17 protein-coding genes are annotated in these 15,452 nt (G+C 49.2%); 6 read left to right on the plus strand and 11 right to left on the minus strand.

The window, feature by feature from the left end; translation table 11 throughout:
- Window positions 1–95 precede the first annotated feature (95 nt).
- On the plus strand, window positions 96–731 hold the full coding sequence (locus tag IQ260_RS15230) for a DUF938 domain-containing protein (protein WP_193993956.1): 636 nt from the start codon (window positions 96–98) through the stop codon (window positions 729–731).
- A 27-nt stretch (window positions 732–758) separates the two neighbouring features.
- Here the strand turns inward: IQ260_RS15230 and IQ260_RS15235 are convergent, their stop codons facing one another.
- Complete coding sequence (locus IQ260_RS15235) at window positions 759–1,448, minus strand: type 1 glutamine amidotransferase domain-containing protein (RefSeq protein ID WP_193993957.1); 690 nt, start codon at window positions 1,446–1,448, stop codon at window positions 759–761.
- A gap of 297 nt (window positions 1,449–1,745) precedes the next feature.
- A complete protein-coding gene (locus IQ260_RS15240) occupies window positions 1,746–2,543 on the minus strand; it encodes an alpha/beta fold hydrolase (protein WP_193993958.1) in 798 nt (265 codons plus the stop codon).
- Between the two features lie 150 nt (window positions 2,544–2,693).
- Between IQ260_RS15240 and IQ260_RS15245 the strand changes: the two genes are divergently transcribed.
- The 3 genes from IQ260_RS15245 (at window position 2,694) to IQ260_RS15255 (ending at window position 4,053) form a co-directional block, all read left to right on the plus strand.
- Complete coding sequence (locus IQ260_RS15245) at window positions 2,694–3,413, plus strand: DUF5673 domain-containing protein (protein WP_193993959.1); 720 nt, start codon at window positions 2,694–2,696, stop codon at window positions 3,411–3,413.
- 2 nt (window positions 3,414–3,415) lie between these two features.
- Window positions 3,416–3,733, plus strand: a complete 318-nt coding sequence (locus IQ260_RS15250) for a S41 family peptidase (RefSeq protein WP_193993960.1) — start codon at window positions 3,416–3,418, stop codon at window positions 3,731–3,733.
- 68 nt (window positions 3,734–3,801) lie between these two features.
- A complete protein-coding gene (locus tag IQ260_RS15255; RefSeq protein ID WP_193993961.1) occupies window positions 3,802–4,053 on the plus strand; it encodes a hypothetical protein in 252 nt (83 codons plus the stop codon).
- Window positions 4,054–4,438: 385 nt separating this feature from the next.
- Here the strand turns inward: IQ260_RS15255 and IQ260_RS15260 are convergent, their stop codons facing one another.
- The 3 genes from IQ260_RS15260 to IQ260_RS15270 all read right to left on the minus strand — a co-directional run bounded on the left by IQ260_RS15260 (window position 4,439) and on the right by IQ260_RS15270 (window position 7,622).
- Complete coding sequence (locus tag IQ260_RS15260; RefSeq protein WP_193993970.1) at window positions 4,439–5,908, minus strand: Fic family protein; 1,470 nt, start codon at window positions 5,906–5,908, stop codon at window positions 4,439–4,441.
- Between the two features lie 268 nt (window positions 5,909–6,176).
- Window positions 6,177–7,145 carry a pyridoxamine 5'-phosphate oxidase family protein gene (locus IQ260_RS15265; protein ID WP_193993962.1) on the minus strand — a complete coding sequence of 323 codons (969 nt, stop codon included), beginning with the start codon at window positions 7,143–7,145 and terminating at the stop codon, window positions 6,177–6,179.
- A gap of 75 nt (window positions 7,146–7,220) precedes the next feature.
- Window positions 7,221–7,622: a VOC family protein gene (locus IQ260_RS15270; protein WP_193993963.1), complete on the minus strand. Its 402-nt coding sequence runs from the start codon at window positions 7,620–7,622 to the stop codon at window positions 7,221–7,223.
- Window positions 7,623–7,811: 189 nt separating this feature from the next.
- On the opposite strand from IQ260_RS15270, the gene IQ260_RS15275 reads away from it, so the two are divergent.
- On the plus strand, window positions 7,812–8,360 hold the full coding sequence (locus IQ260_RS15275; protein ID WP_193993964.1) for a TetR/AcrR family transcriptional regulator: 549 nt from the start codon (window positions 7,812–7,814) through the stop codon (window positions 8,358–8,360).
- A 57-nt stretch (window positions 8,361–8,417) separates the two neighbouring features.
- Here IQ260_RS15275 and IQ260_RS15280 read toward each other — a convergent pair whose 3' ends face one another.
- The 4 genes from IQ260_RS15280 to IQ260_RS15295 all read right to left on the minus strand — a co-directional run bounded on the left by IQ260_RS15280 (window position 8,418) and on the right by IQ260_RS15295 (window position 13,587).
- Entirely contained in the window at window positions 8,418–9,647 is a 1,230-nt protein-coding gene (locus IQ260_RS15280) for a saccharopine dehydrogenase family protein (RefSeq protein ID WP_193993965.1), read from the minus strand.
- 106 nt (window positions 9,648–9,753) lie between these two features.
- A complete protein-coding gene (locus IQ260_RS15285) occupies window positions 9,754–10,926 on the minus strand; it encodes a virulence factor (RefSeq protein ID WP_228016143.1) in 1,173 nt (390 codons plus the stop codon).
- 167 nt (window positions 10,927–11,093) lie between these two features.
- Window positions 11,094–13,016 carry a S9 family peptidase gene (locus tag IQ260_RS15290; protein ID WP_193993966.1) on the minus strand — a complete coding sequence of 641 codons (1,923 nt, stop codon included), beginning with the start codon at window positions 13,014–13,016 and terminating at the stop codon, window positions 11,094–11,096.
- A 166-nt stretch (window positions 13,017–13,182) separates the two neighbouring features.
- On the minus strand, window positions 13,183–13,587 hold the full coding sequence (locus IQ260_RS15295; protein ID WP_322744973.1) for a response regulator transcription factor: 405 nt from the start codon (window positions 13,585–13,587) through the stop codon (window positions 13,183–13,185).
- An 11-nt stretch (window positions 13,588–13,598) separates the two neighbouring features.
- On the opposite strand from IQ260_RS15295, the gene IQ260_RS15300 reads away from it, so the two are divergent.
- Complete coding sequence (locus tag IQ260_RS15300) at window positions 13,599–14,156, plus strand: hypothetical protein (RefSeq protein WP_228016147.1); 558 nt, start codon at window positions 13,599–13,601, stop codon at window positions 14,154–14,156.
- A 124-nt stretch (window positions 14,157–14,280) separates the two neighbouring features.
- Here IQ260_RS15300 and IQ260_RS15305 read toward each other — a convergent pair whose 3' ends face one another.
- Window positions 14,281–15,090 (minus strand): ABC transporter ATP-binding protein, encoded by an 810-nt coding sequence (locus IQ260_RS15305; protein WP_193993968.1) that lies wholly within the window; start codon window positions 15,088–15,090, stop codon window positions 14,281–14,283.
- On the minus strand, window positions 15,087–15,452 hold a 366-nt coding region (locus IQ260_RS15310), incomplete at its 5' end, for a FecCD family ABC transporter permease (protein ID WP_193993969.1). The genes IQ260_RS15305 and IQ260_RS15310, both read right to left, overlap by 4 nt.

Genomic DNA, 15,452 nt, shown 5'->3' on the forward strand with positions numbered 1-15,452 from the left:
AATGTACACTGGCCTAGTTACCACCCCAGCGGCTGAGCGACCCGCCCACTGCCTGCCCTACGGCTCCCCCATCGTCCATCCCTTAATGCCTTCCCATGCCTGACTTTAAACCCAATGATGGTCGCCTTTATGCCCCCGCTACTGAGCGTAACCGCGAGGCCATTTTAGCCGTATTAGAGCGGATTTTACCCAACCCTGGCACCGTCTTGGAAATTGCCAGTGGGACTGGCGAACATGCCAGCTTTTTTGCCCCTAAGCTGGCACCTCGTCGGTGGTGGCCCAGCGACATCAGTGCACCGATGCTCAAGAGTATTGCCGCCTGGACCCAGGTGACCAAGGCGCGCTATTTGCTTCCCCCCATTGAGTTAGACGTGCGGACGGAGCCTTGGCCCGTTGAAGCGGACGAAAAGCGATCGATTAATGCGATTGTTAACATCAATATGATCCACATTGCTCCCTGGAAAGCCTGTGAAGCGATGATGGCTGGAGCGGGGCGAGTGCTCCCCAATGACGGTGTGCTTTATCTGTACGGTCCTTTTAAACGTAATGGTAAACACACCGCTGCGAGCAATACCACCTTTGATGACTGGCTCAAAGAACAAACCTCCGACTGGGGTGTACGCGATGTAGAAGCGGTCGAAGGTACCGCCAAAGTACATCACTTGTTTTTGCAAGAGGTGATTGAAATGCCAGCGAACAATCTTTCCCTAGTCTTTCATAAACAGCTTTAGGGGGGGCAACAGCATCATTGGGATAACCTACTTATCGCGATTTTTATTTTCTAAGAGAGCCCACATTTGGGTCGCCACAGCCTTAGCCGATGCCGGATTTTGTCCCGTTACCAATCGTTCACTCGTCTCCACATGGGCTTCAAAATTGGGGGCCTGACGAAATTCGGCGCCGCGCTCCACCAGCTTTGACTCCAGTAAAAATGGAACTTCGGCATCCAGCTCCATCGCCTTTTCTTCCGCGTTTGTAAATGACGTGAGTGTCTTGCCATCTATCAAGTATTGGCCATTGCTCAGGTTAATATTGACCAGGGCTGCTGGACCATGACATACGGACCCAACAACGCCACCGGCCTCATAAATTTGGGCTGCGATCGCAGCCAAGGCTTTATTGTCAGGAAAGTCCCACATGGTACCGTGGCCACCAGCATAGAAAATAGCATCATAGTCGCTGGGGTTTACCTGGTCAGGCGTCATAGTCTTTGTTAACTGAGCCGCCATTTCATCTAGAAACGTCTGATTGAGCGGATCGCTATCATCTTCGCCATCCCTGGGGGGCTCACCACCCTGGGGACTCACTAAGTCAACGGTGTAGTTAGCCTGATGAACAAAAACGTTATATGGATGACTGGCTTCGCTGACATAAAATCCGGTGGTCTTACCCGTATTTCCCAGAGTTCCATGGCTGGTTAGCACCATCAATATCTTTTTGTTACCCATAGCTTTCCTATCCTATTGCTTTCCCAACTATGACAGGTTTTTTCGATATTTTGGTCTATCGCAGGTATGGCATATCTTTTACAAAGACTTTTCAAGCCAGCCTCGCTTCTAGAAAAAGAACACTAGGCCATCAGAAAGATGTTGTTTTTCGGATTCTCAAGGACTGTCTGCTTTAGTCTGTTTTTATAGCTAAGGGACTGGCTCGAAAACGAAATACCCATAGATCGAGTTTCGACTCCGCTCAACTCTCTAGGCTGGAAGGTTGAGCGGAGTCGAAACCGAATTTTATTGGATACATTATTTAGCTGAAAAACCTAAGAACGTGAGCACCTGATGGTTAAATCGGTCTGGATTTACTAAATTAGAAGGGTCCATCGACTGTTGTAGGACCACAAATTCAGCATTGGGCAGAGCCTGGGCAATCTTTTGATTAATCTCAATAAAAAACTGGCCCAGATCGGCACCAACCATGACCAGGGTGGGGATAGTCACCTCTGACAGACATTCCAAAACATCTATCTGATTGATCGCCTGTCTGGCTAAAATCAGCTGATCCATATTTGCAGTTAAACACACTTGACTAAAGTAGGCTTGAGCCAGGTGGGCATAGTCAGCACGATAGGTTTGGCTAATGCTGTTGGCTAGCCGCTGTTGGCCCAAGCGCTTAAACAGATGAAACCCAATGAGCTGAGCTGAACCTAAAAGCTTCTCACGCAAGGTACGCAGTTCTCCAAAGGTGTCGGCAAGCACCAGGTTGTTGACCATCTGGGGATAAGCGACAACAAACGACTGGGCGATTACCCCGCCCATGCTAACGCCAATGAGGGTGCATGTTTTGACAGCTCTGTGGGCTAACAGCCAGCTGATTTGGTTATGCCAGTGAAACAATTGGCCACTGGGCAGCGGTGACGATTGACCATGGCCAAACAGATCGAGAATCAACAGATGAAAACCAGCATCCACATAGGGCTGCCGTTGAGCCTGCCACATCTCATGATCTGCTCCGATACCATGGAGCAACACCAGGGTCTCTGCACTGCGATCGCCCAGTTCTAGATAATAGGTTTCACTCCCGTCTGGATTCTGAAGAATCATAAATACAGGCTGTTTCAGCTATTCAATAGCTTAAGCCTGGAGCGCTATCCGTTCCAGGTCGGAATGTCATTTTTAAAAATTACTTTTGTCATGGGAATTTCAGAATGGGGCCTTTAAAGTTGGACTAGACATCACTTATAACGCATAACTATGGCTTGGTTTTTGAGCTATATACTATCGGTCGGGCTGAGTTTGCTAGTGGGCTATGGGCTACTGGTCAAGGCCATGGGGCAATCCGCAGCCCGACGGCAGATGAGCCATGCACTGCCCTGGATTGTATTGGGGTTTGCGATCGCATTTACCTCTGCCTTTACTGCCGTCTGGAAACAATCGGTCTGGAGCTTTATCCATCTGGCGTACATTATCAGCGTCAGTCTGTGGCTGCTGATCTGGCCCGTGCGCAAACGCAAAGCGGGTAGCCTACAGCTCAATGTTGGCCGCACCTGGCACAATCGCATGCTATTTTGGATCGGTATTGCCGAGTTTGCGATCGCAGCCATGATTACCTGGATTGCATGGCTCACCCTCACAGAGGTGGCCAACAGTTCAATCGAAGTTGCACAGCTCTCTCTCAAAGTTGCCTTTTGGTGGGTGTTGGCTGCGTTTATCTTTGCTCTCGGGTTGAACAAACTTGAACTAAGAGACAATGGCCTTTGCTTTTTATACAATTTTATTCCATGGCAGCGGATGAAATCCTACACCTGGGATACAAATTATCCCAATATCCTCGTCATTCAAATTCACCCACGGTTTGTATTCTTGCCTGCTAGTATGAACATTAGGGTACCAGAACAGCATCGAGATGCCATTGACCGCGTTGTCCAGACCTATATCCCCTGCTCTCCCCCTGATTCATTAGCCCTGTCTTAACCATGGTCTTTAGACAAGAGAAAATCTGGCTCAAGGGGCTGCTAATTATCATTGTAGTGAGCCTGTCCTTTGGCCTATTACAGCGGCTAACAAATCCGGTGGCATCACAGCCACAACCGCTGTTTGACGCGGTATGGGAAACGGTCAATGACAATTTTTATGATCCAGATTTTAATGGTGTAGATTGGACCGCTTTGGGAGAACAGTATCGGCCCCAGGTAGCGGCCTCTGACGACAAGGCGACTCTGATTAATCAGATGCTGAGTCAGCTCAACACCTCCCACACCCATCTTTATACGCCAATTGATACCATGACTTAAAAAGACTTCTCCCATATTGTTTCCCTAGCCCCATCTAAATAAAAATAATCAAAAGGAAGATTACTCCCATGACATCTCAGAACAACAGCTCAGCCCCTCGCTCTCTCAAAGATATTGTCTATCAATTTTTACTCGGCGCTGTGCTGGGGTTAATTGTCTCTCTAATTCCCTGGGTGCTGATTGAGCCTGGTTTAACTGTCTGGAATCTGGCAGTAACCAGCATCATTATTTTACTTTGTGGCATCCTATCAGCCCTATTGGGAAAACAGTTTTTAAATTCTCTGATGCGATTTCTAGAATCCTTTCCCCCAGTAGCTTAGGAAACAAAATTAATTAGGCTCCACTATTGAATGTACAGACATTCTACAGAACGTCTCATCAATTTTTGGCTCTTATAAAATCCTGATCCCTAAGCTTTGTCAGCACTGCCAAATAACCTGATCTTTTGAGCAATAATCTCTTGCATGGCCTCGTTAACACTTTCTGACAATCCAAGAGATCGCTTTTGGAGTCAGTTTTCCATATTCTCGCCAAAACTGGAAATATTTTTGTCGAACCTCAGTAAAAGTTGCCAAACCGACTCCTGTGAAAACATAGAGCTTAGTATGTCACTTTGTCCACCCTTACTTCGTCTGCAGCATTTGAATTGTTAGACCTTTTTACCAAGCATAAGCACTTAAGCAGGTTTATCATCTGGAAGTAGAGTTACAAACTTTTATTCCAGTACTCTAGACCTGTGACAATTATTTCTTCTAGCCAATCTTTAAATCGTTTAACGACGCGATGTTCTTCATCAGCATATGAAAACTGAAAAAGTGAATCTGTCAAGGCTTGAATATCGTTAGTATTTCGTTCTCCTTCATCTGCATCATCTCTGTGATAGGCACATGCAGAACATACGAGTAAACCTCTATACTCATGACCAAGCACATGAAAAGAAAGCAATATCATTGTTGTTGACGATCCTAAACTGATCACTAGCTGAATCCATCTATGATACGGACGAAGATTGGCAAAATAGCCTAACTGTTTTGCCGTCTCTACAATCTGATAACGATGATAGTGCGACTTTGAATCATCAGATGGAGATTCGACTGTAAAAATTTGGGCTTCAGAAACTAAATTTTCCAAAGAAATTCGAATCTCTTTAGAAATATCTTGCAGCCTTTCTGAGGAGACCGTGAATAATTTCTCAGCATAGGTTTCAGCTTTCTCGCAACGCTCCTTAACTGACGCTGATAAGTTTTGCTTCAGCTTGTCTACAGCCGAGGCAATTACAACTTGTGCTCGTTTTGCCTCAGATAATATTTGCTCTGATAGCCCAAGGCTACGGATAAATGATTGTTTCTGACTCTTGGCAAATAAGGCGATAAGGCATGATAAATTACCCCGATCAGCCTCTTCAGATGCAGTAATGTATGCAGCTCGATCATCACGAGTAATCACTAGTGGAAACCACTCAGCTTGAATAAACACAAGGTTAGCAAGACATCGCGCAACTCGCCCATTACCGTCTTGGAATGGATGAATCTGGGTAAATCGATGATGCAACCATGCAGACTCTATCTCCGGAGGTATTTGTTGCTCAATGTGTAAGTTGTGGAGTTGAATAAGCCTATCCATTTCTGAGGTGACCTGCTCAGGAGGGCAATATTCATAGATAGTTCCATCTTTCCTCATTGGATTATTAGGCCGTTTTTTCCAATCACCACTGATAAGAGGAATACTAACTATTTCTCCTGTAGATGGAATCAATGCCTCAGTACTCTTTTGATTTTGGGTCAAGAGTTGATGCAGCTGCTTAATATAAGAAGTTGATAGCATCCTTTTTCTACCAACAAAATCAAATAATCCTTCAACGGCAGCCTCTTGATCTCGGATTAAAGCGATCACTTGTCCTATTGGAAGATCAGTAGCGCCATGTGGAATTAGAGATTCATTAATACCCTGTTCAATCAGCAGACGGGTTATTCCACGGTCTAGCGTATACAGGCGTTCAATAATCCCTGTTTCAATAGCTATTTCACGACGTAGTTTCTCAATGAAAGTTTTGAACTCGCCAGAATTACGAAGACGTTCTGCTTGCTCGCTCCATACCGTTACAAGAGGTGGCAGTTCAGCATTAGCTAGATCTTGCCAGTTATCTGGTAGGCCTTGAATTGGCTTCCACTGCATATTAACCCTTTTGAATTGACTTACAGAGAGGTCAGTATAGCGCGTACCTGCCAATGCTATTTGGTTAAGTCATTGAGGAGAGTTGTTCTTGAATAGATTCATAGATAAGACTTCTAAGAAGGTCAGGGTCGATTAGATCGGAGGTGAGATCGCACCTATTCAGCTTTACCCAAATCGGAATACACAGGGGAATGCCCGAAACTGGGTCGTATCCCTTGCAGACATGGAATCCCTCGACGTTATGATGCTCTCTAATTTTTTCGGGGATCTAGCTATTCCAAGGTCCGGTCTTGTCAAGAAAAGGAGACTGCTCTGGAGCAGTCCAACTCAATGGCAGACTACCTTCCACGTAGACCCCTCGGCTGAGATAGAACTTGAATAAGCGTTCAGCGCCAGCATAGAGAGCAATTTCGGGATCGCCATTCCAGATAACTTCGGCTCGTCCAGTCAGGTACAACAGGTTACCCTGCTCGAAATTAATGAACAATAACCCGGCCCGAGGATTGACTTCAATGTTGCCAAACGTATTAAAGATACAGTTACCGGCAAGATCAGGTATTGTCAGAGTATCGCCATCTATGTGAACAAAACCGGGAGTTCCCCCCCGATGGGAAACATCCACACCATTGGTGACATCAGCCGCGTCATCTAGATAAGCTGTGGCAATGAAGAAGGTATCTGCTGTGGCAATCACAGCCCGTTGCGTCTTGTCCAGGGTGGTGAAGGTATGGACAGGCTTAGGAGCGTTGTGATCAAAGTTGTGAAGGTTAAACTGCCGTGCCTGGATATACTTTGGACAATTGCCAAAGGTTTGTTCAACTGCCACAGAAAAGCCATCTGATGTGATTTCACTCACCACACCATTGATCCGGTTGCGGCGACGCGTGTGAAGCTCAATGCCGAGAAAGCCAATCTTGCTATCGATAGCGAGATTATGGACCAGCGGATCGCCAAAGAGTGGCTGGGCTACAATGTGAAATTCACGCTCGTTCGGCGTGGAGATAAATCCAGGTTCACCCACTAGAACCGATGCCCAAGGATTACCCTCAGCATCGACTGTACCGACTAGAACGTGGGGGAGTTGAGCATAAAATTGGCGATGTTGCTCAGGCAAGAACTGACGAATCATTCGTCGTCCCATCGCTTCCATGCGATCGCGTGCCCCCAACTTCGCCTGAACAGCTTGTTCTCCTCGGTGAAAGGGAGATTCTTCTTTTTGCCAACCGGGAATAGCCATAATGATAAGCCCCTTCAAGATAACAGGAGAAATACTGCAAAATCACGCACAGCCGGATGTTTGCGCACGCTGAGACTACTTACCAGAGGCCAGAAGTTCTAGACGAATGCCACCGGGAATGTATGCCATCAAGTGTTGTGCAGGCCCGTTGCCGGAAAGCTCAGGCTTAAATTCAATACTGACCCCCTCGGTTTTAATCAGGGTTTGATAAATGTCATTGAGGGTATCTATATCTTTTACCTTAAGGGCAAGGTGATGCAACCCGATGTTGTTCTTGCGATCAAAGGGAGTTGCTTTATCAGGATTGTTAGCCTGCCAGAGCGTCAACATTACGGTGCCATCAGAAATAAAATAGGCCGGGTAATCAGGCACTTCACCCACCTGCTTGAATTCCAGCACGTTCATGAAAAAGTCTCGGGTGGCTTCAATGCTAGGAACAGTGAGGCCAATATGGTGAGCGCCTTGGGTAATCGCCATGGAACAACTCCTCTAGTGAGCAAACAGATAGTGAATAAACAAGCCGGGATTAAAACGGGATTAAAAAGGCTGGCAATGAACCCATCGCTGTAGCCATCAACAGCACTGTACCAAACGATCGGTTCAGTACAGTATTAATGTACCGATCGTTTGGTAGAATGTCAACAGCTAAATTCAAAAATTGCTGAAATGCCTAAAGAGGATTACGTTCCGATCTTGTTTTCGCTGTTTCGCCAGTACGGTTATGACGGAGCCACACTCTCTAAAATTTCAGCGGCTACTGGGTTAGGTAAGGCCAGCCTCTACCATCACTTTCCGGGTGGGAAAGATGACATGGTGGCATCACTACTGAACCATTCGGAAAGCTGGTTGGAAGAAAACGTGCTGCAACTCATGGCCAGCGAGGGCAATCCCCAGGCACGATTGCAGAAGATGTGCGATCGCATCAATGATCTCTATGCGGAGGGTACTCAGCCTTGCTTGCTGGCGATTTTGGGGGCGGGCACAGGACGCGATGTGTTTCACGACAGAGTTAAGGCCGTATTGGCAGCCTGGATTGGAGCGATTGCTAATGTCTTGATTGAGTCGGGGCTTGACGACGCTCTGGCTCTGAAACGAGGTCAAGACGCCCTTATCGCGATCCAGGGGGCCTTGATAATGTCTCAATCCCTAGATGACACTTCTCTCTTTCTGCGAATAATACAACAGCTACCCCAGGCATTGTTACGTACTGAGTAAATTGACGGGGAGACCTCTATCACGGGGAGCCGTTACCCTGCGATGAGAAAAACGCTATCAGCACACCTCAAACGTCAACCCAGCTGCTTTTACCAATCGTTCGATCAAAACTTCACCAAACATCGACGCTGGTGTCCAAAATCCTCCAGCTTTAGCAGATGGAGGAAAATCCTCCGCCAAACAGAGCCCCGCCTGACCCAAAATCTTAGCAGTCGAGCCATAGCCCGGATCGCGATCGCCCGTCACTTTAACCTGAATTGTCTGTCCTGTCGAAGTCGCACCCCAAAACCGCAAATCATAAAACCCCTGCTTCTGAGCTACCTGACTGGGTCCTTCCCCCGATTTAGGAATCAGCGTATTTTCTAACAGCCAGCGCGTCGGCGAGAAGGCCATGGCCGCCGCCACACCGCCTAGACCCACACTAAGCCCCTGGGCCACAAGCCAGCCTGTAGCGTTAGGCCCGGTCAGTATCGCCTCGTCATACTGAAACTGTTGGCCATAGCCATAATCCAACAGGGCATTCGACCGCAGCACGATGCGGGTATTAATGGCCGCCATCACAAATGGGGACACCCACCCTTGAAAGTCCTGATCGTATTGCACAGGAACCATCGTCGGGGAATGATTCAAAGACTCACGGCTATCTGGGCAAAGGGAATAGGGGTTGTCCAACTCCTGGCGCAGGGCCGGATCTCCACTGGCCTCTTGCACCAAATTAATGCCGCTGGCAGCAGTGCCCCCCGAGACGCCGCCCATGGCAGCTTTTACGCGCATTTTGATGCGATCGCACCCCTCCCCAAACCGCTCTTTCGCCCGCTGCTGCAGATAATACACCCCTAAATCAGACGGAATCGAGTCAAACCCACAGCAGTGAACAATCCGCGCCCCGGAACGTTCAGCCGTGGCACTGTACTGCTCAATCATGCGTCGAATCCACTGGGGTTCCCCGGTCAGATCGCAATAGTCGGTGCCCGTCTCCGCACACACCTTAACCAGCGGTTCCCCATACAGGGCGTAAGGACCAACGGTGGAGATAACAACCTGGGTTTTAGCGCATAGATCCCGCAGGCTAGCCTCATCAGAGACGTCTGCAACAATTTGGGGCAGGCTGCTGGCTCCCAGCTCGGAGATCAGGGCGTCTAACTTAGCCTGGGAACGACCTGCGATCGCCCACTTAACAGCGCCGTTGATCCCAACCTGTTCTAGCAAATACCCACAGAGAATACGGCCAACAAATCCCGTTGCCCCAAAAACGACCAAATCATAGCGAGAAGTGTGATCAACCATGTATTTCTATCCCCGAGTCTCCCCTATCGTTAACCCCAGACAATCTCACTGGCAAGACCAGCCATCCCATTGGTTAACCATAGTCCCTACCCGTGTCCTCACCGATCTATCTTGTCTCCATCCCCTGCGTCAGCCGCATCCACATGGGCAGCTGGGTATCACCACCCCCCTCAATCCGCTCTAGGGCTGTCGCCATCTCCACTCGCACATCAAATTCAGATTCCTGGGCAACAGCCTGTCGCAGGGACTCAACCACCGTTTGGTTGCCCAGCTCGGTCATAAATCGCGCCGCGCGCCAGCGCACTAATTTAGACTCATCCCTCAGCGCTTCAGCCATTGTGGCCATGGCACTGGCGTCACCCAGATCACTCAGGGCATCTCCAGCGATGCGCCGGACCATGGCTGACGCATCATGCCGCACCACATGACACAAGGGAGCAACCGCAATCTCTAAGGTACTGGCTCCCAAAAGGGCCGCTGCCCAGCGTCGAATGGCGCTCTTCTCATCATCGAGCACCGCTACCACAGCCGCAAAATTATCGGTAGTGACATCGAGTTGTTGCAATGCCTTGAGCCGCTTTTTCCAGTCAGGATGGCTCAACTCCGCCGCTATCTGGGCTGCGTCCTCGGAGGCATGAACGATGGCACTAACGGCGGCCGCTTCAATTCGGGCCAGTTCTTCAGCGTCAAACAAACTATCGATTTCATCGGCCACCAGCTGAGCCACTTGCCCAGGCTCACCGGCTGGGGCCTGATACGGTTCCCAGCGCCGTTCCATCACATAATCAGCGTCTGTTGCACTGATGGCCCGCTGGAGTGCCTGGCTGAAGCGGTCGGGTAAAGCAACTCGGGCCTGTTGTCCATCTGCTGCAGTGGCCTTGACCTGTATCGGAATGCCGCGAAACATCTGGACGGCCACGTCTAGTATGCCTAAATTTGAGCCGGTGGCCTGATTATCAGCTGTCTGCAGCGGCTCAGCCACCTGGGTCAGGAGCTTAGCATCCGCATTATCGGCGATACCAATCGCCTGAGCCGCTGCAGACAAAATCGGTTGCCAGTCTGAACTGCCTTGACGGGTCAGGGTGATAAAGTCTTGGACTGCAAAGACAGACTTGACTCCCTCAATGGTTAACAGTTGTTGAACGACTTCAGGTGTGTCGGGTACGTTGCTGCCCTTGTCTAACGTTAAGGCTTTGGCGCTAATGATCCCATCAAGATTGAGCTTGATGCAGTTGGGGCTGGGGGTGGTTTCGATGGAGAGCAGTCGCATAGTCGTCATGGAGGTTGGCTCAGTTAACCACTTTATCTTGCAGATAAAATTATCCCGAGGATCAGCAACGCCCGCAGATTAAAACTTCGGAGCCAGAGCTGCTGCAACCCGCACCTTTAAATCTTAACTAGTATTTTTGTATTATATTGATCGGCTTTACAGAATTTATCTTGATGTCACAGTCCCCAAATCTCCACAGGTTCAATCTCTTCCGCAGGCTCAAATCCAAACACTCGGCTATAGAAATAAAACTCGGCGTCTAGTGCTCGCTTAATATTATCCGCTTTGCGAAAACCGTGTTGTTCCCCTTCAAATAACAAATATGCCACTGGGATGTTCTTTTCCCGTAGGGCATCAACCATGAGTTCAGCCTGGTTGGAGGGCACAATTTTGTCTTCATCCCCCTGCAGGAAAATAACCGGACAGGACAGCTGGTCAGTAAAGTTGATGGGCGAACGGGCCTCATAGAGATCCTTGCGCTCAGGGTAGGGACCCACCAAGCTGTCCAGATAGCGTGACTCAAACTTGTGGGTATCCATCGCCAGGGCCGCCATATCGCTAACGCCATAGTAGCTGGCCCCTGCCTTAAACACATCCCGAAACGTCAGCGCCCCCAGGGTGGTGTAGCCCCCGGCGCTGCCGCCGTCAATCGCTAGCTGCTCTGGGTCAGCTTTACCCTGGGCCACCAGATAGTTCGCCCCGTTCACACAGTCATCAATATCAACAATCCCCCAGTTCCCCTTTAGCCGCTCACGGTAGGCCCGACCATAGCCTGTACTGCCACCATAGTTCACATCCAAGACGGCAAAACCACGGCTAGTCCAGTATTGAATCGCTGGACTAAAGTTAGAAGACGTGGCCGCTGTCGGTCCGCCGTGACTTTTCACCAGCAAAGGGGGACGGCTTCCTTCGGGGGCACTGTAGTCTTTATTTTTAGGTGGATAATAGATGCCATAGGCAGAGAGATGGTTACTGGTTGGAAATATAATCGTCTCCGGAGTCGAGAGATAGCCCTCGTCAATCTCCAAGGTGCTAGACCGTCTGAGTTCAATGGTCTCGCCCGTTGATAAATCCAAACGCACCAAAACACTGGGCTGACTAGGGGAGCCCCCTAAAAAGACAACAAAATTCGATCCTACCTGAAGACCTCCCATGCTGGCATAGGGTGTGTCAATCTTGGTGAGGGTGAAAGTTGTCATATCTAGCTGAGCCAGCTGCTGAACACCCTGGTATATGTAGGTGCACACCAAAGTCTGAGCAGAGACAAATCCGTAGGTGGACATGCCAAAGGACCATTGGGGTGCGCCAAATTCAGCCTCTAATGGACAGAGGGGTTCAACGGTTTGATGATGCCAGCGGTAGAGATTCCACCAGCCCGTGGCATCGCCGATAAAGTATAAAATTCCGTCAGGGGACCACTGGGGTTGAAAAATGGATTCGCTCAGGCCACCTGCCACCTTTTGGGGCTTTGTCAGGGTACCGTCAGCGGCAATTTCGGCAACCCAGAGTTCGGTGCCATCCCAGGGCATGTTGGGATGATTCCAGCTGAGCCAGGCCAGCTGTGTGCCATCGGGGCTGAGGCGAGGGGTGGAGTAAAAATCATACCCAGAGGCTAAAACAGTTTGGGTCTGGTCGTCGAGGTCAATGGCAACAATCGTGTTGATGGCGGCCTGGTCGCTTTGGGTATGGTCTTCGCGCACACCGATCAGCCGCTGCCGGGAGCGATCCACAACTCCATCGGCATACCGTAACGCTTTCTCAGGGGTGAGGGGCTTTGGCGCTGTGCCTAACGACTGCTGATACAGTCGCTGGTCTAGAAAATTGGAGAAATATATCTCACCTTGATCCACCCAGTAGGCCCCACCACCATATTCATGCACACGGGTGCGCACGTTAAAGCCGGTAGGGGTAATATCCGTAATGTCTCCATCAGCCGTACGGCGCACAATCAGGCTACGGCCTTTTTCTGTGGGGCGCAGCTCGTTCCAGTAGATATCATCGCCATCTAGATGGATACTCCCCAGGCGAATGGAATTAGACACAATCACCTCAGAGGTAATGGGCGATTGCCAAGCGCCATAGGGTGCTGTTTTTGCCATGGATGTCCTCACTGTATTTCTGACCCATCACTACATCATGTTGACGGCTGATTTCAATGGCTTAGGATTCCAACTCCCTTTAGATTCATTCCTTAACTCAGCAACGTCGTAGGCATTATAAGGGGTGAAATCATGACGAGGAGCAGTGTCGCCTAATAATTGTTTGTTATTGAGAGTTAATAAAAATAGCTGCTTGGGTGCGATCGCGCAATCCTAACTGGCTCAAAATCCTGGTGACATGGTTTTTGACCGTACTTTGGGAAATATACAGTTCTGCTGCAATTTCCCGATTACTCAAGCCCCGTGCAATCAAAGCTAAAACTTCCCGTTCGCGAGGAGTCAGCTCAGTAAATGCTGATGCCTGCTCTGCACTGAGCGTCGATTGTATTTCAGAACGGTCTTGGAGCATCGCTTTTGACAATAATCCCGGTCCCATTGGGGAATACCCCTTACTGACCATCCGAATAGCCTGTATCAGCTCATCCGGTTCCGTATCCTTCAGCAGGTATCCCAGGGCTCCTGCTTTAATTGCAGACCCGACCGAGTCCTCCTCATCAAATGTGGTTAGCACCAACACCCTTTTTGCTTACAGCCGACCAAGAAGCTCGCTTAGAAAACTACGAAAGGACCTATGAAGAGCAGCTTGAAACTATCCTCACGTCTCAGCAGCAAGCACAGTTAGAACGTAATCAGTTTGCCCTAGACTTCCCGGAGTTTTCTGGACTACAACTAACCCCCCAACAACGTCAGCAAGTTATAAAATTCACTGACGAACTTGAACAAAAAGAGGCTGCGATTATACCTGAAATCACTCCACAGCAAGATAGTCAGCTGACACAACTAGAAGAGCGCTATGAGGAAAGACTGTTTCAGATCTTGTCCCCTGACCAACAGCACATTTGGTACCAAAGTGACGACCAAGAATTGAACTTGACAGCGGACCAGGAAGCTGAGTTAGAGGCCCTAGATCAAGAGTTCAAATCAATGGTCATTGCAATTTTGCCGGACCTTAGTGAAGATAACATAGCGAAATTGGAGCAGCTAGAGCAGGATTACGAAAATCAACTCAACACAGTGTTGAATCCCAGTCAGCAACAACAGTTAGAAGAAAATTTCGTGATGCTCGAAAGTTGTTTCTAGAGCCTTAAAATAGTAAATAATCAGTAGGGGATACAGTGAGCCCATAGGGATAAGGATTTTATAAAATCCTTATCCCTATGGTTAAATAATGAGAGTAAGATACGCTGCGATCGCAGCCATTTGATTAAGCCACTCCTGGTACCGCAACTTTGCGCCCGATGGGAATGCACAAGGGAGTACCTGCAACTGGATCACTAACAATGCGACAGTCTAAACCAAACACATCTTTTACCAAGGTTTCTGTCATGACATTTTGAGGAACACCCTGGGCGCATACTTCTCCAGCTTTCATGGCAATTAGGTGGTCACCATAGCGGCAGGCCTGGTTTAGTTCATGTAACACCATGACAATGGTGCGTCCTTCTCGTTGATTAAGATCGTAGAGCAGGTCTAACACCTCAATCTGATGGGCCAGATCTAAAAAGGTTGTCGGTTCATCCAACAGCAAAATCTGAGTATTCTGCGCCAGGGTCATGGCGATCCAGGCTCGCTGACGCTGTCCTCCAGAAAGACTGTCTATCGGTCTGTCGGCAAAGTCCCGTAATTCGGTAATCGCCAGAGCCGCTTCGACTTCTTTTTCGTCGTCTTCGCTCCACTGCTGCAGCCAGGTCTGGTAGGGATAGCGGCCCTGGGCTACCAGCTCTCGCACTGTTAGTCCTTCAGGTGCAGTCGGTCCCTGGGGCAACAGACCGAGCTGTTGAGCAACTTTTTTAGTGGGTAGTTTAAATATAGACGTGCTGTCAAGATAAACAATTCCCTGCTGGGGCTTCAGCAGCCGTCCCAGCCCCTTGAGCAATGTGGATTTGCCGCAGCCGTTGGGGCCGACTAGCACGGTAATTTTGCCCGAGAGAATGGCGAGATCCAGGTCATTGATGATGGGCTTACCGTCGTAGGCCAGGGTGAGCTTGCGGGTGGTGAGAGCAGTGTCGGTCATTTGCGATCGCGAATTAATAAATACAAAAAGTAAGGCGCACCAATCACGGCGGTGATAATGCCACAGGGCAGCTCAATGGGCGCAAATAACAATCGCCCCATCAGGTCGGCAACAATAACAACCATTCCCCCAGTCAAAGCCGCCGTTGGTAATAGCCCCTCATGGGAAGGCCCCACCAGCTGCCGAGCAATGTGAGGCGCCATTAGCCCCACAAATGCAATGCTTCCAGCCGTAGCCACTGCCGAGCCCGCCAACGCCACTGCGCTTAATAACAGCCAGCCGCGCTGCCACTCCAGTCGGCTACCCAAACTACGGGCCACATCGTCACCCATTTGTAGTGCATTAAGTTCTCGGCTCAGTAG

The sequence above is a fragment of the Leptolyngbya cf. ectocarpi LEGE 11479 genome, assembly GCF_015207065.1.
Lineage (GTDB): Bacteria > Cyanobacteriota > Cyanobacteriia > Phormidesmidales > Phormidesmidaceae > Leptothoe > Leptothoe ectocarpi.